The organism is Geobacter grbiciae (assembly GCF_018531165.1).
Lineage (GTDB): Bacteria > Desulfobacterota > Desulfuromonadia > Geobacterales > Geobacteraceae > Geobacter > Geobacter metallireducens.
Map to the genome: position 1 here is coordinate 82,189 of NZ_JAHDIW010000009.1, position 22,241 is coordinate 104,429.

Sequence of the window (22,241 nt, forward strand, 5' to 3'; positions counted from 1 at the left end):
ACGGTCCCCGGATCCAAAATGTCCTACGAGCTCTTTATTGGCCTCCGCTACCTCAAGGCAAAGCGGAAGTCGACCTTCATATCGATCATCACCTTTATCTCCACCGCCGGAGTCGCCCTCGGGGTAATGGCTCTCATTGTCGTGCTGGCGGTTATGACCGGTTTCGAGGAGGATCTGAAGGAAAAGATCCTCGGAACCAACGCCCACGTGGTGGTCCTGAAGTCCAGCGGCACCATGGAAGACTATCCCGCCATCATGGAGCGGCTCAAGAAAATGAAGGGGGTTGTGGCCGCCACCCCGTTTATTTACAGCCAGGTCATGCTATCCACCGGCTCCAATGTCTCCGGCGTGGTGCTCCGTGGCATCGACGTCAAGACCGATCCCCTGGTAACCAATCTTCACCGATCACTTGTGGAGGGTAAGCTCGGAGACCTTGAGCGTTCGCCCCTTCCCCTCGCGACCCCGGAGCCTCCCAAACCGGGCATCATTATCGGTCGAGAGCTTGCCCGTTCCCTCAATATTTACCCCGGCGACACGGTCAACGTCATTTCCCCCCTCGGCAACATAACACCCCTCGGCATGGTACCTAAGATGAAGCAGTTCCGTGTCGTGGGGCTCTTCAATACCGGCATGTTCGAGTATGATTCCACCCTCGCCTATGTGGGGCTCTCCGAGGCCCAGGAGTTCCTCTCCCTCGGTCACGCCGCCACCGGCATTCAGCTCCGGGTGCAGGATGTCTATCGGACCGGAGAGCTGGTACGAAAAATCGACCGCGAGCTCGGCTTCCCCTTCCATGCACGGGACTGGATGCAGATGAACAAGAACATTCTTTTTGCGTTGAAGACGGAAAAGATGGTAATGTTCGTCATTCTGACCCTGATCGTGCTGGTCGCTGCCTTCGGCATTGCCTCGACGCTCTTCATGGTGGTTCTGGAAAAGACGAAGGACATTGCGATCCTCAAGTCCATGGGGGCCACGGGACGAAGCATCATGAAGATTTTCGTGCTGGAGGGCCTCATAATAGGGATCTCCGGGACTGTCATCGGGGTCATCGGTGGCCTCCTCGTGGCCTACAATCTGGAGCCGATCGTCGGCGTCGTGCAGAAGGTGACCGGTTTCGAACTCTTTAGTAAGGATGTCTATTATCTGGACCATTTCCCTTCCCGGGTGGTCCTTTCCGACGTTGTCCTGATTTCCGTGACGGCGGTACTCATATCGCTCGTGGCGACCCTCTACCCGTCCTGGCAGGCGTCGAAGCTGCCGCCTGCGGAGGCGCTGCGCTATGAGTAGTCTCCTTGAGGTGATGGATCTCACGAAGGGTTACGGTTCCGGGGAAACCCGAGTCGATGTTCTGAAGGGGATAAATCTGACCGTGGCCGAAGGCGAAACCATCGCCCTCGTCGGGGCTTCGGGGACGGGGAAGAGTACGCTTCTCCACATTATGGGAACCCTTGACCGACCGACTTCGGGCAGTGTGCGCTTCGGGGGAGAGGATGTCTTCCGGTTGGGTGATGCGGCCCTGGCCTCGTTCAGGAACCACTCCATCGGCTTTGTGTTCCAGTTCCATCACCTGCTGCCGGAGTTCACGGCCCTTGAGAATGTCATGATGCCGCTGCTCATTGCCGGCGTTAAGCGCTCTGATGCAGCAGCGCCGGCCAGGGAGCTTCTTGGGGAGGTCGGGCTTGCGCATCGTCTTACCCATAAACCGGGTGAACTCTCGGGAGGGGAGCAGCAGCGGGTCGCCATTGCCAGGGCGCTGGTTCTCTCTCCAAAGCTTCTTCTGGCTGACGAGCCGACCGGCAACCTCGACATGAAGACCAGTGACGAAGTGCATGAAACCCTTGAGCGTGTTCACCGGAAGCGGGGGGGGACGCTCGTCATCGTTACCCACAACGAGAAACTTGCATCTTACATGGGGCGGACGGTCCGTCTGGTGGACGGCCGGGTCGTTGCCGATTAACGCAATCAGCGCATATACAGCTGTACATTCCATTCTCCCGGGGGAGAAGTGATTCGGTTACATGCAACTAGAGTTGGTATCGCCGCGGCAGTCGTTCTCGCTGCCCAAGGGGCCTTTGCCGAAGGGGAGAAAATCTCCGACGTTCAGGTGAGGGGCAACCGGAGGATCGACGCTGCGGCCATACTCAATGCCGTAACGCTTAAGGCGGGTGACCTTTTCTACGTGGAGAAGGTTGACGCGGACATCCGTGCCATCTATCGGCTGGGGCAGTTTCAGGATGTGAAGGCCGACACGGAGAAATCGGACGGCGGCGTTGTTCTCGTTTATACGGTCGTCGAGAAGCCGATCATTCGCGAGATCAAGATCGACGGGGCAAAGCAAATCTCCACCGATAAGGTGAGAGAGGCCCTCGGCCTGAAATCCAACACCATATTTTCCCAGAAAGAACTGACCCTGAGCGCCAAGAAGGTAAAGAAACTGTACGCCGACGAGGGGTATTACCTGGCTGAGGTCGATGTAAGGGGCGAGAAGCGTTCCGGCAACGACGTCAGGGTGGTCGTCGCCATCACCGAAGGGGAAAAGGTTCTCATCAAAGCGATCCGGTTCGAGGGGAACAAGGCCTTCACCGACAAGAAGCTCCGTGGCGTCATGGAGACCAAGGAGAAATGGTTCCTATCCTGGCTCACCGGCGCCGGAACCTATAAGGACGAAGTCCTCAAGAACGACGTGAATCTCATTGCCGACCTCTACTTCAACAACGGCTACGTGAACGTGAAAGTTGGAGAGCCCGACGTCAAGGTTCTGGAGGATCGCAGCGGTCTTGCCGTTACCATCGGCATCACCGAAGGGGATCAGTACAAGACCGGTTCCATCGGGTTCAAGGGAGACCTCCTGGAGAAGGAGGACGTGCTCGGCCAGGGGCTTCGGATCAAGACTGGCGAGACGTTCAACCGCGCGAACCTGCGAGCTGACGTGCTCGCTCTCACGGACCTCTATGCCGACAAGGGGTACGCCTTCACCAACGTTACCCCCCTTTCCAAGATAAACGCCGACAAGAAGACCGTTGACATAACCTTTGATTTCGAGAAGGGGGAAAAGGTTTTTATCGACCGGATAAATGTCATCGGCAACACCAAGACCCGCGACAAGGTCCTGCGTCGAGAGATCAAGCTTGTTGAGGGGGATGCTTACAGCAGCACCGGACTCAAGAAGAGCAAGCAGAGTCTCATGAATCTCGGCTTCTTCGAGGAAGTGAACATTGCCACCGCGAAAGGGAGTGCCGACAACAAGCTCGATGTGAATGTGGAGGTGAAGGAGAAGCCGACCGGGACGTTCAGTATCGGCGCCGGCTACAGTTCCCTCGACGGTCTCATCGGCCAGGGCTCGGTTTCCCAGGGGAATTTCCTGGGGCTTGGCCTCAAGGCGAACCTCGCCGCCTCCATCGGCGGCAAGTCGTCCACCTATAACGTGGGGCTCACGGACCCCTATTTCCTCGATACCCGCTGGACGGTGGGCGCTGACATTTACCGCACCGAGCGGGACTACCTCGACTTTACGCGGCGCGCCACGGGTGGCGACATCAAGGCGGGGTATCCGTTGAGCGACACCATGCGGACCCTCTGGATGTACAAGTACGAGGACAAGAAGATATTCGACGTCAATGTGTCGAGTGAGGATATAATCCCCGAAACCACGTCCACCACCAGCTCCGTCACCGCGAGCCTCACCCGTGATACCACCGACTACCGGCTCGACCCGACCACGGGGATGGTGAACAACATCTCCATCGAGGTCGCCGGTTTGGGGGGCACCAGCCGCTTTATCCGCTACTTCGGTGATACATCCTTGTTCTTCCCCATGAAGTGGAGCACGGTCCTCAGCCTCAGGGGCGCACTTGGTTACATTCAGGGCATCGGCAAGGATGTTCCGATCGACGAACGTTTCTTCGCCGGCGGGATCAACACGATCCGCGGCTACGAGGGGCGGAGCATCAGTCCCTACAAGAGAACTTCTACCGGCGAGGCGGCGTTCATCGGTGGGGACAAGGAAGCCGTTTTCAATCTGGAATACACGTTCCCGCTTCTCAAGGATGCGGGCCTCAAAGGGGTGGCATTCTTTGATGCGGGCAATGTCTACGACACGGGCGACACCATGTTCTCCAGTTTTCGCATGAGCTACGGCGCGGGTATTCGCTGGGTCTCGCCGCTTGGACCGCTGCGCCTCGAGTACGGCATCCCCATCAACCCCAGGGATGGCATCGACAAGACCAGTGGTAAGTTCGAGTTCTCCATCGGAAGCTTCTTCTGACAGTACGGGCCGCTGGCCCATACGATTTGAATCGCAGTATTACGGCACGAAAGGAAGAAACAAATGAAAAGATTCGTTACGGTTGCATCCATCGTGGGTTCTCTGGTGCTCGCTTCCGTGGCCTTTGGGGCTGACGGCGGCAAACTCGGTTACATCGACATGCAGAAGGCCCTCAATCTCTCCGAGTCCGGCAAGGAGGCCAAGGAGCAGCTTGCCGCCAAGGTCAAGAAGTACCAGGACGAGATCAATACCAAGCAGGAGGAGCTTAAAAAGCTCAAGGACGACCTTGAAAAACAGAGTGTCCTCCTTTCCGAGGCTGCCCGCAGCAACAAAGAAAAGGACTACCAGCAGAAACTCAAGGAGTTCCAGCGGTTCACGAAGGACGCCCAAGACGAGCTCCAGACCAAGGACGAGGAGTTCACAAAGAAGATCATTGAAGAGCTTGAGAAGGTCGTTCAGGACTACGGCAGGAAGAACGGCTACTCCTTCATCTTTATTCGGAATGAAGGGATGATCTATGTGGATGACAAGGCTGACGTGACCGACGAAATCCTCAAGCTCTTCAACGCGTCGCGGAAGAAGTAGCCCATGGCGGTCTCGCGAACCCTCAGGGAACTTGCCGAATACCTCGGCGGCACCGTTGCCGGTGACGAGTCCAAGACGATATCCGGCGTTGCAAGCCTTGACGATGCCGCCGATCACCAGATTACCTTCCTCGCCAATCCCCGCTACGCGCCAAAGGTTGCCACAACCGGAGCCGGCGCAGTCGTGCTGCCGCCGGGGGCGGAGCGCCACGGCAGAAACGCGATTCACGTGGCGAACCCCTACCTGGCCTTTGCCAAGCTGCTCACGTTGTTCCATGTCGCGCCACGGAAGCCCCAAGGGGTTATGGAGGGGGCGCTGGTGGGGCGCAACGTCGCCATGGGGAGCGACGTCACCATCTATCCCGGAGCCTTCGTGGGAGACGGCGTAACGCTCGGGGACCGGGTGACGATCTTTCCGGGTGTTGTCATCTATGAAGGGGTCACCCTGGGCAGCGATGTGACGCTCCACTCCAACGTTGTCGTCTACCAGGGGTGCCGCATCGGGAACCGGGTTACGATCCATGCCGGCACCATCATCGGTTCTGATGGTTTCGGTTACGCCCCGGACGGCGATGGTTTCTACAAGATCCCTCAACTGGGGATTGTTGTCATTGAGGATGATGTGGAGATCGGCGCCAACACCACCATCGACCGGGCGGCCCTTGCCGCCACCCGTATCGGGCGGGGGACCAAGATCGACAACCTCGTCATGATAGCCCATAACTGTGTGATCGGCGAAAACTGCACAATCGTCTCCCAGGTGGGGATTTCCGGCAGTACAAAGCTCGGCAGGCGCGTGACCCTCGCCGGCCAGGTGGGGGTTGCGGGACACCTGGAAATCGGCGACAACTCCATGGTGGGGGCCAAGTCGGGCATTCCCGGCAATATCCCCGCCGGCTCCATGGTGAGCGGCATCCCTGCCTTCAACCACCGGGATTGGCTCCGAGCGTCTGCGGTGGTGCCGAAACTCCCTGAACTGAAGAAGACGATCGCCGAACTGGAGAAGCGGGTCAGGGAACTGGAAGAGAAACAAGGAGCCTGATAATGGAAACTGTCTTTGATATCAATGAAATCATGAAAATCCTTCCCCACCGTTACCCCTTTCTCCTGGTGGACCGGATTGTGGAGCACGTGCCGGGAGAAAGGATCGTGGGGCTCAAGAACGTTACCATCAACGAGCCTTTCTTCCAGGGGCATTTCCCCGGTCATCCCATCATGCCGGGGGTGCTGATTGTCGAGGCCATGGCCCAGGTGGGCGGTATCCTCGCCTACATGGCATCGGACGACGAAGTCCGGAAAAAAGTCTGCTATTTCGCTTCCATTGACAACGTGAAGTTCCGCAAGCCGGTGCTGCCGGGAGACCAACTTCGAATCGAAGTTACGGCAACCGGGTGCAAGCGCGGCATCTGGTGCTTCAGCGCCAAGGCCATGGTCAAGGGGAAGGTGACGACCGAGGCGGAACTGAAGGCCACCTTTGCCGACAAGGACAGGTTGTAACAATGATTCATCCCACGGCAATCGTACACCCCGATGCCCAGGTGGCCGAAGGGGTCGAGATCGGCCCCTATGCCATCATCGGCGAGCATGTCAGGATCGGCCGCGGGTCACGGATCGGCGCCCACTCGGTCATTGACGGCTGGACCGATATTGGCGAGGAGTGCCAGATCTTTCATATGGCGTCTGTGGGGGGGATCCCCCAGGACCTCAAGTACCGGGGTGAGGAAACCTGGCTCCGGATCGGCAAGAGGAACATTATCCGGGAGTTCACGACCCTCCAGCCGGGAACGGTGACCGGTATCGGCGAAACGGTGATCGGCGAGGGAAACCTCTTCATGGCCTACTGCCATGTGGCCCATGACTGCGTTGTCGGCAACCGGGTCATCATGGCCAACGGATCGACCCTGGCGGGGCACGTGGTGGTGGAGGATTATGCCATTCTCGGCGGGCTTTCCGCCGTGCACCAATTCACGCGGGTTGGCGAGAGCGCCATGCTCTCCGGCGGCGCCATGGTGGGGCAGGATGTCCTCCCCTATACCATCGCCAGCGGCAACCGGGCCACGTCGGCGGGGCTCAACACCGTAGGCCTCAAGCGGCGCGGCTTCTCCCCGGACACAATCAGTGCCGTGAAGAAGGCCTATCGTCTGATGCTCCGGTCGGGGCTGCGGCTCGACGAGGCCATTGCCCGCATCCGGGAAGAGGTCCCCATGTCTCCCGAGATCGTTCACTTCATCGAGTTCGCACAAAAATCGGAAAGGGGTATCTGCCGATGACGGAAAAGATTCGGACCGCGGTGATCGGTGTTGGCTATCTGGGCCTCTTCCACGCGGAGAAATTCGCCCAGCTTCCCGAGTCGGATCTGATCGGGGTGGTTGATACCAGCAGGCCCCGGGCGGAGGAGGTGGCCGCCAAGGTGGGGACGACCCCCTACACCGATTACCGGGAGCTGCTCGACAAGGTCGACGCCGTCAGCATCGTGGTGCCGACCCAGTTCCACTTCGAGGTGGCGCGGGCGTTTCTGGAGCGGGGCGTTCACGTCCTCCTGGAGAAACCGGTTACGACCACGGTCGAAGAGGCCGAAGAGCTCATCCGGCTTGCCGAGGATAACAGTGTGGTCTTCCAGGTGGGGCACCTTGAGCGGTTCAACCCGGTGATCGTGGGCCTCAAGGGGCTTCTGACCGGGCCCCGCTTCATTGAGTCGATCCGGATCGCTCCTTTCAAGCCCCGGGGAACCGATGTGAACGTGGTTCTTGATCTGATGATCCATGACATCGACATCATCCAGACCATTGTCGGCTCGCCGGTGAAGCAGATCAGCTCCATTGGCGCCCCGGTCTTCACCGACGAGGAGGATATCGCAAACGCCCGCATCCAGTTCGAGAACGGTTGCGTGGCCAACGTCACGGCCAGCCGCATCAGCCTCAAGAGCGAGCGGAAGATGCGGATATTCCAGGCCGACTCCTATATTTCCGTCGACTTCCAGAACAAGAAGCTGGCGGTGTTCCGCAAGGGGAGCGGCGAGATGTTCCCTGGCGTTCCCAAGGTCGACATGGAGGAAACATCATTCGAGCAGGGGGATGCCCTGAAGGCCGAAATAGCCTCGTTCCTGGAGTGCGTCCGGACAGGGGCAAAGCCGGTGGTATCGGGCCAGGACGGCAAGCGGGCGCTGGAAACGGCGATAAAGATCAGCAAAAAACTGTGAGGGAAACCATGAACATTCCGATGGTGGATTTGAAGGTGCAGTACCAGACGATCAAAGAGGAGATCGACCGGGGCATCCTGGAAGCCCTTGAAAAGACCCAGTTCATTCTCGGCCCCAACGTGACGGCGTTCGAAGAGGAGGCTGCCGCGTTTCTCGGCGTGAAGCACGCCATCGGCGTTGCCTCGGGGACCGACGCCCTCCACCTTGCCCTAGCCGCTGCAGGTATCACGGAGGGTGATGAGGTTATCACCTCTCCCTTTACCTTCATCGCCACTGCCGAGGCGATCCGTTACGTGGGGGCCACGCCGGTCTTCGTGGACGTGGACCCCAAGAGCTTCAATATCGATCCTGCCAGGATCGAGGCGGCCATCACCCCCAGGACCAAGGCGGTCCTCCCGGTTCATCTCTTCGGCCAGCCGGCGGACATGGATGCCATCCAGGCCCTCTGCACCAAGCATGGTCTTTTGATGATCGAAGACTGCGCCCAGTCCTTCGGCGCCGACGTTAATGGTCGCATGACCGGCACCTTCGGGGCGCTGGGGGCCTTCAGCTTCTTCCCCAGCAAGAACCTGGGGTGCTATGGCGATGGCGGCCTTGTCACCACCTCCTGCCCGGAACTGGCCGAGCGGGTGAAGGTGCTCCGCAACCACGGGAGCAAGGTTCGCTACCACCACTCGGTCATCGGCTACAACAGCCGTCTTGACGAGATCCAGGCCGTGATCCTGCGGGTGAAGCTCAAGCACATCCGAGAATACAGTGAGGGGCGCCGCCGCGTGGCTCACCTCTACAGCGAACTGCTGGCCGGCACCGGCGCCACCCCTCCCTTCGAGGATGGCAAGGGAACCCATGTCTACCACCAGTACACGCTTCTCACCGACCGCCGCGACGCCATCATGAAGGCCCTCACCGACGCGGGGATTGCCTCGGCGGTTTACTATCCGATTCCTCTGCACAAGCAGGATGTCTTCGCCGCCGACTACGCCGGTGTTTCCCTCCCCGTGGCCGAGGAGGTGGCATCCCGCTGCATGTCCCTCCCCATCTTCCCGGAGATGACCGAAGAACAGGTGCGCCGGGTCGTGGACGTGGTGAAATCGGCCCTCAAGGCATAGCCGGAAGCAACGCTTTCGTGCATGAAAGGGAGAGACGCCCCCCGTGGGCGTCTCTTTGTATTCGTATGGGTACCGCTCCGAACAAACGCGTGATGATCGTGGCCGGCGAGGCTTCCGGCGACCTCCATGGCTCGAACCTGGTGAAAGAGGCTCTGCGCCTCGATCCGACCCTCTCATTTTTCGGCATCGGCGGCTCGCACATGCGGGCGGCGGGGGTGGAGACCGTTGTCGATTCTTCGGAAATGGCGGTGGTGGGGCTCGTGGAGGTGCTTGCCCACTTCGGCGTCATCTACAAGGCATACGCTACCCTCAAGCGCCTCATCACGAGCAATCCGCCGGACCTTCTGATCCTCATCGACTACCCGGATTTCAACATGCTCGTGGCAAAGGTGGCGAAGCGGGCCGGGGTCAAGGTGCTCTACTACATCAGTCCCCAGGTCTGGGCCTGGCGGACGGGGCGGGTGAAAAAGATCGCCCGGCTCGTGGACCGGATGGCGGTGGTCTTTCCCTTCGAGGTCCCCTTTTACGAGAAGGCGGGTGTGCCGGTATCCTTCGTGGGGCATCCTTTGGCGGATCGCGTCTCCCCGTCAATGAGCCGCAGCGAGGCCCTGGCTGCCTTCGGGCTCGATCCTTCCCGGCGGGTGGTGGGGCTCTTCCCGGGGAGCCGGCGAGGGGAAATCGCCCGGCTCTTCCCCCTGATCCTGGAGAGCGCGAAGCTTCTGCGGGACCGTTACCCCGGCATCCAGTTCATCCTTCCCCTGGCATCGAGCCTGACCGATGCCGACATCGCTCCCCATCTGGCGGCGTCGGGGCTGGAGGTTGTCGTGGCCCGGGACAAAGTCTACGACGTGATGCAGGTCTGCGATGCCATCGTGACGGTATCGGGGACGGTTACCCTGGAAATTGCCCTCATGGGGGTACCGATGGTGATCATCTACACGGTATCCCCCTTGACCTACGAGGTGGGCAAGCGTCTCATTCGGGTCGATCACATCGGCATCTGCAACATCGTGGCGGGAGAGCGGGTTGTGCCGGAACTGATCCAGGACGAGGCCACCGCCGAGCGGATCGCCGGAGAGATCGGCCGTTATCTGGATGACCCGGCCCACACGGAGAAAACCCGAACCGGGCTTGCCAGGGTCAAGGAAAAACTCGGGTCGGGAGGCTGCTCGGAACGGGTGGCGGGAATCGTCCTCGAAATGCTCGGAAAGAAGAGATAATGGAAACCTTCAAACGCCTCTTACGATACAGCAAACCCTACGGGTGGCGCATTGCCATTTCCATGGCGGCCTCCCTGTGTGTCGGCGGAACCGACGCGGCCATTGCCTGGCTGGTGGAGCCGCTTCTCAAGAAGATATTCACCGAAAAGGACATGACGATTTTTATCCTCCTCCCCGTGGCGGTGATGATCGTCTTTATCCTCCGGGGCGTCGCCCGCTTCGTTCAGGGGTACTACGTCTCAACTGCAGGCCAATTGGCGATCCAGGACATCCGCAACGAGGTCTACCAGAAGCACATGGGGCTGCCGCTGCGCTATTTCGCCGACAATTCCACGGGGGTTCTCATGTCCCGGGTCATGAGCGATGTGGGGCAGATGCAGTCGGGTGTAGCCAACGTGGTGACGGGGCTTCTGCGGGACGGGGTGACGGCCATTGGGCTCCTCGGCGTCATCTTTTACCGAAACTGGCAATTGGCTCTCATTACCTTCATCGTCCTTCCCCTCACGGCCCTGCCGGCCCAGAAGATCGGCAAGCGGATCAAGAACCTGGCAAAGCAATCCCTTGGTCAGATGGGGGAGATTACGAGCATTCTCCAGGAGACCTTTACCGGCATCAAGGTGGTCAAGGCGTTCCGCCTGGAGCGGCGTTTCACCGACCGGTTCAGCCGAACGAATCTCAATCTCTATCACTATCTCAGAAAGAGCATCAAGTACGAGTCGCTCCACACGCCGATCATGGAGATTATCACCTCCCTTGGTGTAGCAGGGGTCATCTGGTTCGGGGGGAGCCAGGTTATGCACGGCCGCATGTCCGCGTCCGAGTTCTTCTCCTTCCTGACCGCCATGGTGATGCTCTACGGGCCGGTGAAGAAGCTTCTCAGCTCCTATAACACCGTCCAGCAGGCCGTGGGGGCGGCGGAACGGGTCTTTGAAGTGATCGACCACAGGGCCGAGATCGAGGACCCCGCCGAGCCCGTGGAAATGGGACCGCCCCAGGGCTCCGTGGAGTTGCGCAACGTATCGTTCCGCTATAATGACGAAGAAGTCCTGCGCAATGTGTCGCTCTCGGCGTGGAGGGGCGAAGTGGTGGCGCTGGTGGGCCCGTCGGGGGCAGGGAAGACGACCATCATGTCGCTCATTCCACGCTTCTACGACGTAACCGGCGGCGCGGTTCTCGTCGATGGGGTCGACGTGCGGCGGGCGCGCCTGGATGACCTTCTCAGCCATGTTGCCCTGGTGGATCAGGAAACGGTCCTCTTCAACGACACCATTGCCAACAATATCAGGCTTGGCAGCTCTGATGCCCCCATGGAGGCGGTGGAGCGGGCTGCCCGGGCCGCCTTTGCCCACGATTTCATCATGGATATGCCGGAAGGATACGATACGAACATCGGCGATCGGGGGGTGCGGCTCTCCGGCGGCCAGCGCCAGCGGCTCTGCATCGCCCGGGCCATTCTCAAGGATGCGCCCATACTCCTCCTGGACGAGGCCACCAGCGCCCTCGACACCGAAAGCGAGCACATGGTCCAGCAGGCCCTTGCCAATCTCATGAAGAACCGGACCACCCTCGTCATTGCCCATCGGCTTTCCACCGTGCTCCATGCGGACCGGATCGTGGTCATCGACAAGGGGGAGGTGGTGGAGGTGGGGACCAACGACGAACTCCTGGCCCGCGGCGGCCTCTACCGCAAGCTCTACGATATGCAATTCAGTTAGAGGCCGGGACCAGGGACCAGGGACCGGCGGCAGTGGGGATATAGCGTTTCGATGATATTTCTGTTGTATGACATACTGCTATTTCTGCTGGCTCCCGTGATTCTTATCCACCATGTCTGGCGGACGGTGAGCCGGGGGAGAAGTTTCGCCGGTTTCGGGGAGCGTTTCGGGTGCATAGCGCCGGAGAGCCTCGCACGGGTTGCCGGCAAGGGGCCGATCTGGGTCCACGCGGTGTCGGTGGGGGAAACCATGGCGGTGAAGCCGCTCCTGCGGGAGCTGAAGCGCCGCTTTCCCGAACGTCCCCTCGTGCTCTCATCGGTGACGGAGACGGGGCGGTCAGTGGCGGTCACTATCCCCGAAGCGGATCTAGTGGTCTACTTCCCTTTTGATTTCGGCTTCGCCGTTGCCCGGGCGCTTCGACTCGTTGCGCCCTCGCTGGCCATCGTGGTGGAAACCGAGATCTGGCCCAATTTCCTCCGCCACGCCCGCCGGATGGGGATCCCGTCAGTCATGGTCAACGGCCGCATCTCGGACCGTTCCTTTCCGCGCTATCTCCGGTTTTCCCGCTTTTTTGCTCCCATCCTGAACAACCTGTCAGCACTCTGCATGCAGAGCAGCGAGGACGCCCGCCGCATAATCGCCGTCGGAGCGCCTGCCGAGCGTGTCCACGTAACGCGCAACCTCAAATATGATCTGCCTGTCAGATCGCTCACGCCGGCTGAGCGCCAGGAACTGCTCCGGAGCTACCGGTTGCCGGCCGGCGCACTCATCATCACAGCGGGGAGCACCCATGCCGGGGAAGAGGAGGTTGTGGCGGACATCTATGCCCGTCTCGCGGGAGAGAGATCTGATCTCTTCCTGGTTCTTGTGCCGCGTCACCCGGAACGGGCCGTCGAGGTGGGAACCCTCCTGGAGGGGAAAGGGATTCCCTTCGTGCGCCGTTCGGCCCTCGACACGGCTCAGGAGCAGCCACGCGGCGGCGTTCTCCTGGTGGACACCATCGGCGAACTGATGAAGCTGTATGCCCTGTCGGATGTGGTCTTTGTCGGAGGGAGTCTCGTCCCGGTGGGGGGGCATAACCTCCTGGAGCCGGCATCGGTGGGCGCGCCGGTCCTGTTCGGCCCCCACATGCACAATTTCCGCGAGATCACGGCCCTCGTGCTCGGTACCGGAGCGGGAGAGCAGGTCAACGATCATGGGGAGCTGGAAGCGACCCTGCGCCGTCTGTTGGCCGATGAACCCGCCCGCCGGTCCATGGGGGGAAACGGCATCCGGCTCATGGCGGACCAGGGGGGCGCTGCCGCACGGCATCTGGAGATCATTGGCCCGCTCATTGAGCGAGATAGCGAGATAGCGAGATAGTCAGGTTTTACCATTTTGCTATCTCACCCGGATGAAATATGACACTCGAAGGATATTTCAGAAACCTTGTTACCGGCAAACGGAGGGGGATGCTGGATCGCCTTGTCCTGGGGTTCCTTGCTGTTCTTTCCGTCCCCTACGGCCTGGTTGTGCGGATGCGGGCACTCGCCTATGGTGCGGGGATTTTCCGGGTGAAGCAGCTGAATCGTCCGGTCATCTCCGTTGGCAACCTCACCGTTGGCGGCACCGGCAAGACCCCCATGGTGGCGCTTGTTGCTCGCCTTCTCATGGCGCGGGGGAAACGGGTGGCGGTCATCTCCCGCGGGTATGGGGGATCGCTGGAAGGAAAGACGCATATCGTCTCGGACGGTCAGAGGGTCTTTCTCTCCGCCGCCGAGGCGGGTGATGAACCGGTGCATCTTGCCACGGCGGTGCCGGGGCTCATGGCGGTCATCGGCACCGACCGTTACGCTGCCGGACTCCTGGCCCAGGAGCGGCTCAACCCCGATGTATTCATCCTGGATGACGGCTTCCAGCACATGCGGCTTCACCGGGACCTGAACATCCTCCTCATGGACTGTAGCGCTCCCCTCGGCAACGGCCTGGTCCTGCCGGCGGGTTTGCTCCGGGAACCGCCGTTGGCCCTCAAACGGGCTGACCTGGTGGTCTACACCCGGTGCACCGGTGCCGAGGCGCCAGCGGTTCATGGCGCCATTCCATCCTGCCGGGCCGGTCATGTGCTGGCTGGGGTGGAGCTTCTTCCCGGTGGTGAGCGGCAACCGTTCACCGCCCTGCATGGCCGCAGAGGAGTTGCCTTTGCCGGCATTGCCGACCCCGACGCATTCTTCGCCTCACTCCGGGCGGAAGGGGTGGAGCTTGCCGCAACGGTTTCCTTTGGCGACCACTCCCCCTATGGAGAGGAAGAGGTAGCGCGGCTCATGGCGGTCCGCCTCACGGCCGGTGCCGATTTCCTCATAACAACCGGCAAGGATGCGGTCAAGCTCGGCCCGCTCCTGGAGCGTTTGGGAAGTGTCTACGCGGCGGTTCTGGAGATGCGGCTCCTGGATCCCGACGTTGTTGAAAACACACTCGATCGAATACTGCCATGAAAATCCTACGCTAAAAATCCCGCCACTGCTTGAGAAGAGAGTGCTCTTATGATTGACGGGGAATAAGCAGAAGTGATATCGTAAGTCATGGCTGATGTGAAGATTCGAGACGAGAGGCACAATATCTCCAGAAAGCGGGGAAACGGTCAGTTGCGCCGCGAGGTATGGGCAGACCACCACGGGAAAGTGATCAGGTACAACCTCGCATACATCAATTACCGCGTATTCCCGGGAGATAACGGGAGGGTCTTGGGATACGACAACCAACACGGCCACCATCACAGACATTTCATGGGCAAGATAGAGACCATGGATTTCGTTTCATTCGAGGAACTGGAGGAACGATTCGATCAAGAATGGTCAACGCTTCTTTCAGACAATGGTGGAGGATTGTCACGATGAGATTAACAATCACGACCGGAACGGAACGGGATTTTTTCGAGCGGGGCAAAGACTTCGCGCGAAGATTGGATAAAGATGAGCCGCTGGAACCGGAATACATCATATCCTTTGAAGACCCGCAGGAGCTCCTTGAGTTGGTGACTGCCGCCAGAATGGATCTCTTCCGAGCCGTCAAGGAAGAGCCCGGTTCCATTGCAGAGATCGCCCGGCGCCTGCACCGCGACAGGAGCGCTGTGAAGCGGGACGTTGATATCCTTGCCGAGGCTGGACTTATCCAGGTGGAGGTGAAACCTTTCCGCGGCCACGGACGGATGAAGTTCATAAGGGCTACGGCGGACAAATTCAGGTTGACGGCACAGGTTGGTTGACTACGATTTTGAGTGTAAATGGAACGGCACACTATGGCACTATCTAATGAATTGCTCGAAATTCTCGCCTGCCCGAGATGTAAGGGGGAAGTGCTTCTGCGGGAAGACGAGGATGGGATTGTCTGCAACTCATGCCGGCTCGTCTACCCGGTACGGGACGGAATTCCGGTCATGCTGGTGGACGAAGCGGAAAAACTTTGAGAAGCGGGGAAACGCGATTAGTGACCGGCAGCATATCGGCTCTCGATAAATCGGCTATACGCGCCATTCTCGTCCGGGCGGTGAACTGGCTCGGCGATGCAGTCATGACCACGCCTGCTCTTCGAGCAATTCGTGAGTCCTTCCCCGAAGCGCGGATAACGGTTCTTGCAAACCCCCTTGTGGCTGAACTTTTCGCCCATCACGAAACGGTCGATGCAGTTCATGTCTATGACCGGAAGGGAAGGCACGCCGGCATCCGGGGAAGGATCAGGCTGGCACGGGAGCTTCGGGCGGAGCGGTTCGACCTCACCATCCTGCTGCAGAACGCTATCGACGCGGCGCTCATCGCCCGGCTTGCCCGAATCCCACGGCTTATGGGGTACCGAACCGACGGACGGGGGATGCTCCTGACCCATGGCGCACCGGTGACCATCGAAGCGAAAAAGCTCCACCATGTCGACTATTACCTCTCCATGCTTTCCCGATTCGGAATCGAAACCGGGGACAAACACCTCTCCCTGACCGTCACCCGGGAGGAGGAAGAGGGCACGGCCCGGCTTCTGGCCGCCGCGGGGATCGGCACGAACGATTTCGTCATCGGCATCAACCCCGGTGCCACCTATGGTTCGGCCAAGCGGTGGTATCCGGAGCGGTTTGCCGCCGTGGCCGATGAGTTGTCCCTCCGCTGGGGGGCACGGGTCGTGGTGACTGGCGGACCGGGAGAGGCTGCCATCGCCGCCGACATCGCCGCCGCCATGACCGTACCCGCCCTCGTCATGGCGGGGAAGACCTCTGTGCGGGAGTTGATGGCGCTCATCAAACGCTGCGACTTCTTCATCACCAACGACTCGGGCCCCATGCACATCGCCGCCGCCTTCAGTGTTCCGCTCGTGGCGGTGTTCGGCCCCACTGATCACACGACCACCTCGCCCTGGAGCGACCGTGCCGCCATCGTGCGCCGCGACACCGACTGCGCTCCGTGCCTCCTGCGGGAGTGCCCCACGGACCACCGGTGCATGACAGCAGTGACGGTAGAAGGGGTGGTCAGCTCTGCGCTCGAACTTCAGGGATTCGGTTCTTGACAGGGACAGTTTCAGGTTAAGGAGACAAACGTTTGAATACCGGAATTGCAGTTGTAGTAATAACCAAAAATGAAGAGATGAATATTGCTGCGTGTCTTGATAGTGTCAAATGGGCCGACGAGTTAATTGTTGTCGATTCTTTCAGTACTGACGCTACTGTTAAAATTGCTCTTACATTTACTGATAAAGTTATACAACGCGAGTGGCCTGGCATGGTTGGACCTCAAAGAAACTTCGGGTTAGAACAAACATCATCTCCATGGGTACTTTTTCTTGATGCTGACGAACGTGTCACAAGCTCTCTTAAAGATGAGCTTTTAACTTTTGTAAGATCTTCTTTTGCCATGACAAATGGCGCGGGGGAAATTCCCCGTAGAAATTATTTTTTCGGTAAATGGCTTAAATGCTCATATCCTAACTATACCCGAAGATTATTGAGAAAGGGCTGTGGCAGATACAATGAGCAGCCAGGGTTAGGATTCGATACTCTTCTTGTTGATGATGGCCTGGTATATAGGTTCCGGAATCCACTTGAACACTTTACCTCTGAAACTATCGCACAACGTTTCAGAAAAATTGATTTCGATTCGAGTCTACAAGCTGATGAGAAATACCGAGCACTCAAGAGAGCAAGTTTCTATCACCTGCTAGTCAGTCCGTTTGCAGCATTCATAAAAATTTATCTGTTTAAGAAAGGTTTTGCTGAAGGCATAAGAGGATTCATTTATTCGTGCATGGCCTCTTTTAATACATTTATGAAATATGCCAAGCTCTGGGAATTTAATCAGCCTCAAAGCAGTCCATCAGACAAATCTGAAGTAAATAGGTAAAGGAATCTACTGCTGCTATGCCAAAACTTTATATTGATGAATTTGTTGGAATAACAAATCGTCTAGAAAGTTTGCCCTTTGCTTTTGCAATTAGTCGGGCCTATGGTCATGAAATCATTCTCGATTGGCATGAACTCGACTCTCTGTCGGTGGAGGGAACTAGGCGCGGACGGGTAGGGGTTTTCGCAAAATTTGGTGCAGTGCGAATTAGAAATGGCGATGGCAACAAATTCAAAACATTAGCGAATAAAAAGATTATTCTGCGTGCCCCTGAACCTGAAGGTCTATGTGAGCTGCTCGATCCGATCTACCTCGATGTGGCCAGAAAGGTGCGCCTCAATCCGTCACTGGCAACGCAGATTCGCTCGTTTTTTGGCCGGACGAGCGGTCGGCCGGTGGTGGGCGTCCATATCCGACACGGCGATTTCCAGGTGGTTGACCCCGATCGTTATGAAAATACGGCTACTGAATGGCCGGCCGTGCCGCTCTGGTGGTACGAGCGGGCCATGGCGGCAATCCAGGCTCGGCAAAAGGATACGGTTTTTTTCCTGGCTGGCACCGGCGATCCGGACACCTATACGGAGCTTCACAGAAACTTCGACGTAGCAACCCTCGATGTCGTTTCTCACTATGACTACAAGGGGCCGGACCATGATTCGCGGGTCAATCCGGTGGCGGATCTCTTTGCCCTAGCCTGTTGCCCGCTCATGCTGGCCACTCCCATTTCAGGCTATTCCCATTGGGCCGCCAATGCCCTTGGCGGGCCGACCGACTGCATCGTGCCGCTTCCGGGCGCAACCCGCGACGAGCCCTTTATGGGAGTCCTGCGAATTTACGGCTCCCGACTTCCCCGATGGAGGGCCGCTGGGCGGACCGGGAGTGACGTTGTTCCCATCGATCAGAGACTCGAAGGGGTTGACCTTGGTCGTGGAGCGGATGCCGGATGGCTTTGAGCAAGAGAAACAACAGCGCTGACGGACTCATGGGGCGCATTTCAGGAGCGTGATGAATCCCCGAACGGCTCAGACAATGATAAGTATTGTGATACCCCTTTACAATCAAGTGGCCTATACACGGCTCTGTGTCCAGAGCCTGCGCAGCTCCGGTCTGGATGGGGCGGAAGTGCTCCTCATCGATAACGGTTCCTCCGACGGCACTGCCGAGTATCTGGAAACCTGTTCCGATTTTCGCGCGATCCGCAACAGGGAGAATCTCGGCTGTGCAGGTGCCTGGAACCAGGGAGTGCGGGAAACGGACTCTGAGTGGGTGGTGATCCTCAATAACGACGTAATTGTATCGCCGGGATGGCTTGACGGCCTCCTCGCCGTTGCCGAGCGGGCGGAGTTTGACGTGGTCAGCCCCGCGATCCGGGAAGGTGAATTCAACTACGACATTGTTGCCTACGGGGCGGAGTACTGCGAGCGAATGAAGGATGTCCTGAGGCGGGGCGTTGCCGATGGCATCTGTTTCATGGTGCGCCGGCACGTTTTTGAAACGGTCGGGCTTTTCGATGAAAAATTCCGTATCGGTCAGTTTGAGGATGCGGATTTCTTCCGTCGGGTCAGAAACGCCGGCTTCAGGATAGGGACCACGGGTAATTCTTTTATTCATCATTTTGGATCGGTTACCCAGAAGGCCATGAAGAAGAATATGCAGGAACGCCCGTATGTTGCCGAGAACAGGGTGTATTTCAGGATGAAGTGGAAGTTGACGTGGTGGAGGCGCTTTGTGGAGCGCCGCTGGAGAAAGCTGAGGGAACTGGCGTGGCGTTCGCAAGAGCGTCTTTTGCACGGTCATACGCTGAAGGAAAAATGGATTGATGGATCGCTCCGTTATTATTGACGAAAAGGACAGCAGAGGAGCCGGCTTGAAGTTTCTGATTGTATCTCTGCGTTATATCGGCGACGTACTTCTGTCCACCCCGCTTGCCCTTTCCATCAAAGCGCGATATCCGGACGCAGTTGTTGATTATGCCGTGTTTCGTGGGACGGAAGGAATACTTGAAAAAAACCGGCACGTACGACATGTTCATGTGCTGGAGCCAGGCCGCTGGAATCTGGAGGTACTGCAAACTATCTGGAAGAAATATGATATTGCGATTGGATCAAATCCGTCTGATCGTACGTGCATATTCACTGCGGTTGCCGCGAAGAGTCCGTATTGTTTCAGCTATAATCGTCGCAATGAGTGGTGGAAAAAAATATTCAGTAATTGCCGTTTCTACGACCACTCTCATCATATCGTTCCGTTGTTGTTGACGCAACTGGAACCTTTGGGAATCCCTCCTCTCTATCGGGTCGTTATGGGATACGATGACGCGGATGTAACTTACGCACAGGAGCATATCGGAGGCAGCGATTACGTTGTCATGCATCCCTATGCGCGTAAGGAATACAAACATTGGAACCCATTTGCGTGGCGCGAACTTGCCAGGCTCGTCAGAAGAGCAACGGGGTCGAGAGTAATTTTCACCCGTTCTCCCGACCCCAGGGATGACAAACTGTTAGAGAGCATTCTTCAAGATGTCCCTGATGGCGTCAGTGCACTTCACCGTCCTTACTCGCTCTGCCAGTTGGCTGCGGCTCTCAGAGCGAGTAAAGGTTATGTTGGAGTTGATACTGTTGTAACTCATATGGCTGCTGCACTGGATGTCCCGACTGTCGCGCTGTTTGGCCCGACCATGGTTAGCCACTGGGGGCCTTGGCCGAATGATTCCCGATCTCTTGCCCCCTACGCGCCTGCCGGTGGTATTCAGCGCAACGGTTGCATTACCGTTGTTCAAAAGGACATGGAATGCGTGCCTTGCAACATGGAAGAGTGCTCGTTTGACGAATCGGGCAAGATTGTCTGTCTTGAATCCCTTGCAACAAATGAAGTATTGAAAGAGTTTCTGGCTTTGATAGGCTGAATGGGGTTTCGGGCAAATCTTTTCAGGTGAAATTATCGCAGAAAATTGGAGTTTTTGATGGTAAGTCCCAAAGTGAGTGTGTGTATTCCTACCTATAACTACGGACGTTATCTTTCCGAAGCGATAGAATCAGTTCTGAACCAGACGTATAGGGATTTTGAATTGCTGGTGGTTGATGATGCTTCTCAAGATGATACGGATAGAATAGTTCAAGGGTACGTAGCAAAAGATTTGCGTGTCCGCTATCTCCGCAACCAGACGAATATTGGGATGGTGAATAACTGGAACCGGTGCATGAGGGAAGCAAAAGGAAAGTACATCAAATATCTTTTTGGTGATGATGTCTTTTCTTCTCCGATGTTGCTTGAGAAAATGATTGAAATTCTAGATTCGGATGAATCTGTTTCTTTGGTGGGCTCTTCTCGGTTGATAATTGATGAAAATTCGAGACAGGTTGATATCTGGTCGTTCTATGATTCGGATGTCTCTAAAGATGGCAAAGAGATTATAAATACGTGTCTTCTTCAGTTACGAAACTACATCGGTGAACCGACCGTTGTTATGTTTCGGAAATCTCAGGCGTCAAGAGGATTTGACGCTAGGTATAAGCAACTTGTTGATCTCGAAATGTGGTTCCATCTGCTTGAGCAAGGCAGGTATCACTACTTTAAGGATTCCTTGTCGTCGTTTCGTATCCACAGTGAACAACAAACCCGTAAAAACGAAAAAGTTTCAGCATCGGTAGATGATACCGAACTTCTCTACGTTGACTATTTTGATAAACCATACATAAAGCTTGGATGGTTCTTTAGAAAATATTTAGTTTATGACTATTTCTATCAGATATGGAAGTCATACAAAAAAAAGAAAATTATTACCAAGCAAGAAGCTGTGGAGAGAATAAGCAGATCTTTAGGTTTGGTTAGATTTATTTCGTTCTATCCAGTTTACAAAACCTATAAACCATTAATGAAACTCAGACGTTATCTCAAAGGTGTTTAGGCAGTTAACCCGTACCAGCGATGGCTATGTTATAAATACCGGCCAATGAAAGATCATTACTATGTCTACAAAGTACCTGTATGAAGTTGATATGTCGTCAGATAGCACTTCTGCCAAAATTATAAAACTGGTAGGCAAAGGGAAAAAAGTGCTTGAAGTCGGTTGCGCGGCAGGCTCTCAAAGCAAGGTCATGAAGGAACAATTTGGCTGTTCCGTGACCGGAGTCGAAATAGACGCTGACGCTGCAAATGAAGCGTCTCGTTACTGTGACAAAATAATCACAGGGAATATAGAATCTCTTGATATGCTGGAGACTTTTAAGAAAGAAAAATATGATGTAGCGATATTTGCAGATGTACTCGAACACTTGTATGATCCGGTAGCCGTTCTAATTAAAGTGTCAGACTTATTGACTGATGATGGATACCTAGTAGTTTCAATACCAAATATTGTTCATGCTTCTGTTGTATTTGAAATGATGACTGGAAATTTCACCTACCGGAATCTTGGCCTGCTCGATGAGGGTCATATCCGGTTCTTTACTTTGAACAGTATAGTTAAAACCTTAAATAGAGCTGGATATCTAATCGATTGCATTGATCGTGTACAATGTGATCCGTCACATACTGAATTCAATACAAGACCTCAGACTAAATTAGAAAAAGCTGCTTTAGGGTATATAATTGCACTTAATATTGAAAGTCTAACATATCAATATATTATCAGAGCGCGTAAGGGCACAAAGTATGAGCTTGCTGATCAAATAGCTCAATATGGTAGTACAAAACTACTGAGCACTACTCTTGCTGGAATTAGTAATAAAGTTAAGTGGAAAGATATTCTCAGGATTGTGACAAAAATAATTTTTTCGCGGGGTTAACCG

23 protein-coding genes are annotated in these 22,241 nt (G+C 56.6%); all 23 read left to right on the forward strand.

Annotation, left to right across the window (positions count from 1 at the left end; translation table 11 throughout):
- Nucleotides 1-18 precede the first annotated feature (18 nt).
- The 23 genes from KJB29_RS11965 (at nucleotide 19) to KJB29_RS12075 (ending at nucleotide 22,238) form a co-directional block, all read left to right on the forward strand.
- The gene (locus tag KJB29_RS11965; RefSeq protein WP_215734781.1) at nucleotides 19-1,290 is read left to right on the forward strand and encodes a lipoprotein-releasing ABC transporter permease subunit; all 1,272 of its coding nucleotides are present in this window, start codon (nucleotides 19-21) and stop codon (nucleotides 1,288-1,290) included.
- On the forward strand, nucleotides 1,283-1,960 hold the full coding sequence (locus KJB29_RS11970; RefSeq protein WP_215734782.1) for an ABC transporter ATP-binding protein: 678 nt from the start codon (nucleotides 1,283-1,285) through the stop codon (nucleotides 1,958-1,960). Before KJB29_RS11965 ends, KJB29_RS11970 begins: the two co-directional genes overlap by 8 nt.
- A gap of 48 nt (nucleotides 1,961-2,008) precedes the next feature.
- Nucleotides 2,009-4,267 (forward strand): outer membrane protein assembly factor BamA, encoded by a 2,259-nt coding sequence (gene bamA, locus KJB29_RS11975; RefSeq protein WP_215734783.1) that lies wholly within the window; start codon nucleotides 2,009-2,011, stop codon nucleotides 4,265-4,267.
- Between the two features lie 63 nt (nucleotides 4,268-4,330).
- A complete protein-coding gene (locus KJB29_RS11980) occupies nucleotides 4,331-4,852 on the forward strand; it encodes an OmpH/Skp family outer membrane protein (protein WP_004513264.1) in 522 nt (173 codons plus the stop codon).
- A gap of 3 nt (nucleotides 4,853-4,855) precedes the next feature.
- The gene (gene lpxD / locus KJB29_RS11985) at nucleotides 4,856-5,893 is read left to right on the forward strand and encodes a UDP-3-O-(3-hydroxymyristoyl)glucosamine N-acyltransferase (RefSeq protein WP_215734784.1); all 1,038 of its coding nucleotides are present in this window, start codon (nucleotides 4,856-4,858) and stop codon (nucleotides 5,891-5,893) included.
- Between the two features lie 2 nt (nucleotides 5,894-5,895).
- Nucleotides 5,896-6,348, forward strand: a complete 453-nt coding sequence (fabZ, locus tag KJB29_RS11990; protein ID WP_215734785.1) for a 3-hydroxyacyl-ACP dehydratase FabZ — start codon at nucleotides 5,896-5,898, stop codon at nucleotides 6,346-6,348.
- Between the two features lie 2 nt (nucleotides 6,349-6,350).
- Complete coding sequence (gene lpxA, locus KJB29_RS11995) at nucleotides 6,351-7,121, forward strand: acyl-ACP--UDP-N-acetylglucosamine O-acyltransferase (protein ID WP_215734786.1); 771 nt, start codon at nucleotides 6,351-6,353, stop codon at nucleotides 7,119-7,121.
- Complete coding sequence (locus KJB29_RS12000) at nucleotides 7,118-8,050, forward strand: Gfo/Idh/MocA family protein (RefSeq protein ID WP_215734787.1); 933 nt, start codon at nucleotides 7,118-7,120, stop codon at nucleotides 8,048-8,050. Before lpxA ends, KJB29_RS12000 begins: the two co-directional genes overlap by 4 nt.
- A gap of 8 nt (nucleotides 8,051-8,058) precedes the next feature.
- The gene (locus tag KJB29_RS12005; protein WP_215734788.1) at nucleotides 8,059-9,159 is read left to right on the forward strand and encodes a DegT/DnrJ/EryC1/StrS family aminotransferase; all 1,101 of its coding nucleotides are present in this window, start codon (nucleotides 8,059-8,061) and stop codon (nucleotides 9,157-9,159) included.
- 65 nt (nucleotides 9,160-9,224) lie between these two features.
- The gene (gene lpxB / locus KJB29_RS12010; RefSeq protein WP_215734789.1) at nucleotides 9,225-10,379 is read left to right on the forward strand and encodes a lipid-A-disaccharide synthase; all 1,155 of its coding nucleotides are present in this window, start codon (nucleotides 9,225-9,227) and stop codon (nucleotides 10,377-10,379) included.
- A complete protein-coding gene (msbA, locus tag KJB29_RS12015; RefSeq protein ID WP_215734790.1) occupies nucleotides 10,379-12,094 on the forward strand; it encodes a lipid A export permease/ATP-binding protein MsbA in 1,716 nt (571 codons plus the stop codon). The genes lpxB and msbA overlap by 1 nt, the downstream gene beginning before the upstream one ends.
- A gap of 51 nt (nucleotides 12,095-12,145) precedes the next feature.
- Complete coding sequence (locus KJB29_RS12020; RefSeq protein WP_215734791.1) at nucleotides 12,146-13,456, forward strand: 3-deoxy-D-manno-octulosonic acid transferase; 1,311 nt, start codon at nucleotides 12,146-12,148, stop codon at nucleotides 13,454-13,456.
- Between the two features lie 38 nt (nucleotides 13,457-13,494).
- Nucleotides 13,495-14,565, forward strand: a complete 1,071-nt coding sequence (gene lpxK / locus KJB29_RS12025; protein ID WP_215734792.1) for a tetraacyldisaccharide 4'-kinase — start codon at nucleotides 13,495-13,497, stop codon at nucleotides 14,563-14,565.
- 87 nt (nucleotides 14,566-14,652) lie between these two features.
- Nucleotides 14,653-14,967 carry a DUF6516 family protein gene (locus KJB29_RS12030; protein ID WP_215734793.1) on the forward strand — a complete coding sequence of 105 codons (315 nt, stop codon included), beginning with the start codon at nucleotides 14,653-14,655 and terminating at the stop codon, nucleotides 14,965-14,967.
- On the forward strand, nucleotides 14,964-15,335 hold the full coding sequence (locus KJB29_RS12035) for an HVO_A0114 family putative DNA-binding protein (RefSeq protein WP_215734794.1): 372 nt from the start codon (nucleotides 14,964-14,966) through the stop codon (nucleotides 15,333-15,335). The genes KJB29_RS12030 and KJB29_RS12035 overlap by 4 nt, the downstream gene beginning before the upstream one ends.
- An 18-nt stretch (nucleotides 15,336-15,353) precedes the next feature.
- A complete protein-coding gene (locus tag KJB29_RS12040) occupies nucleotides 15,354-15,536 on the forward strand; it encodes a Trm112 family protein (RefSeq protein WP_281412945.1) in 183 nt (60 codons plus the stop codon).
- A gap of 20 nt (nucleotides 15,537-15,556) precedes the next feature.
- On the forward strand, nucleotides 15,557-16,618 hold the full coding sequence (waaF, locus tag KJB29_RS12045) for a lipopolysaccharide heptosyltransferase II (protein ID WP_215734795.1): 1,062 nt from the start codon (nucleotides 15,557-15,559) through the stop codon (nucleotides 16,616-16,618).
- A 32-nt stretch (nucleotides 16,619-16,650) separates the two neighbouring features.
- On the forward strand, nucleotides 16,651-17,448 hold the full coding sequence (locus KJB29_RS12050; protein ID WP_215734796.1) for a glycosyltransferase family 2 protein: 798 nt from the start codon (nucleotides 16,651-16,653) through the stop codon (nucleotides 17,446-17,448).
- Nucleotides 17,449-17,465: 17 nt separating this feature from the next.
- Nucleotides 17,466-18,401: an O-fucosyltransferase family protein gene (locus KJB29_RS12055; RefSeq protein WP_215734797.1), complete on the forward strand. Its 936-nt coding sequence runs from the start codon at nucleotides 17,466-17,468 to the stop codon at nucleotides 18,399-18,401.
- Nucleotides 18,402-18,489: 88 nt separating this feature from the next.
- Nucleotides 18,490-19,290, forward strand: a complete 801-nt coding sequence (locus tag KJB29_RS12060) for a glycosyltransferase family 2 protein (protein ID WP_343213564.1) — start codon at nucleotides 18,490-18,492, stop codon at nucleotides 19,288-19,290.
- A complete protein-coding gene (locus KJB29_RS12065) occupies nucleotides 19,268-20,356 on the forward strand; it encodes a glycosyltransferase family 9 protein (protein WP_215734799.1) in 1,089 nt (362 codons plus the stop codon). Before KJB29_RS12060 ends, KJB29_RS12065 begins: the two co-directional genes overlap by 23 nt.
- Nucleotides 20,357-20,413: 57 nt before the next feature.
- Complete coding sequence (locus KJB29_RS12070; protein WP_215734800.1) at nucleotides 20,414-21,358, forward strand: glycosyltransferase family 2 protein; 945 nt, start codon at nucleotides 20,414-20,416, stop codon at nucleotides 21,356-21,358.
- Between the two features lie 61 nt (nucleotides 21,359-21,419).
- Entirely contained in the window at nucleotides 21,420-22,238 is an 819-nt protein-coding gene (locus tag KJB29_RS12075) for a class I SAM-dependent methyltransferase (protein ID WP_215734801.1), read from the forward strand.
- The last annotated feature ends 3 nt before the right edge of the window (nucleotides 22,239-22,241 follow it).

Coding starts and splice junctions, on each gene's coding strand:
- lpxK (WP_215734792.1), top strand. CDS start 13,495: ATGACACTCGAAGGATATTTCAGAAACCTTGTTACCGGCAAACGGAGG.
- KJB29_RS12030 (WP_215734793.1), top strand. CDS start 14,653: ATGGCTGATGTGAAGATTCGAGACGAGAGGCACAATATCTCCAGAAAG.
- KJB29_RS11970 (WP_215734782.1), top strand. CDS start 1,283: ATGAGTAGTCTCCTTGAGGTGATGGATCTCACGAAGGGTTACGGTTCC.
- KJB29_RS11965 (WP_215734781.1), top strand. CDS start 19: ATGTCCTACGAGCTCTTTATTGGCCTCCGCTACCTCAAGGCAAAGCGG.
- KJB29_RS12065 (WP_215734799.1), top strand. CDS start 19,268: ATGGATCGCTCCGTTATTATTGACGAAAAGGACAGCAGAGGAGCCGGC.
- KJB29_RS12040 (WP_281412945.1), top strand. CDS start 15,354: ATGGAACGGCACACTATGGCACTATCTAATGAATTGCTCGAAATTCTC.
- lpxB (WP_215734789.1), top strand. CDS start 9,225: ATGGGTACCGCTCCGAACAAACGCGTGATGATCGTGGCCGGCGAGGCT.
- KJB29_RS11980 (WP_004513264.1), top strand. CDS start 4,331: ATGAAAAGATTCGTTACGGTTGCATCCATCGTGGGTTCTCTGGTGCTC.
- lpxA (WP_215734786.1), top strand. CDS start 6,351: ATGATTCATCCCACGGCAATCGTACACCCCGATGCCCAGGTGGCCGAA.
- KJB29_RS12000 (WP_215734787.1), top strand. CDS start 7,118: ATGACGGAAAAGATTCGGACCGCGGTGATCGGTGTTGGCTATCTGGGC.
- KJB29_RS12055 (WP_215734797.1), top strand. CDS start 17,466: ATGCCAAAACTTTATATTGATGAATTTGTTGGAATAACAAATCGTCTA.
- KJB29_RS12005 (WP_215734788.1), top strand. CDS start 8,059: ATGAACATTCCGATGGTGGATTTGAAGGTGCAGTACCAGACGATCAAA.
- lpxD (WP_215734784.1), top strand. CDS start 4,856: ATGGCGGTCTCGCGAACCCTCAGGGAACTTGCCGAATACCTCGGCGGC.
- msbA (WP_215734790.1), top strand. CDS start 10,379: ATGGAAACCTTCAAACGCCTCTTACGATACAGCAAACCCTACGGGTGG.
- KJB29_RS12070 (WP_215734800.1), top strand. CDS start 20,414: ATGGTAAGTCCCAAAGTGAGTGTGTGTATTCCTACCTATAACTACGGA.
- KJB29_RS12035 (WP_215734794.1), top strand. CDS start 14,964: ATGAGATTAACAATCACGACCGGAACGGAACGGGATTTTTTCGAGCGG.
- KJB29_RS12075 (WP_215734801.1), top strand. CDS start 21,420: ATGTCTACAAAGTACCTGTATGAAGTTGATATGTCGTCAGATAGCACT.
- KJB29_RS12020 (WP_215734791.1), top strand. CDS start 12,146: ATGATATTTCTGTTGTATGACATACTGCTATTTCTGCTGGCTCCCGTG.
- fabZ (WP_215734785.1), top strand. CDS start 5,896: ATGGAAACTGTCTTTGATATCAATGAAATCATGAAAATCCTTCCCCAC.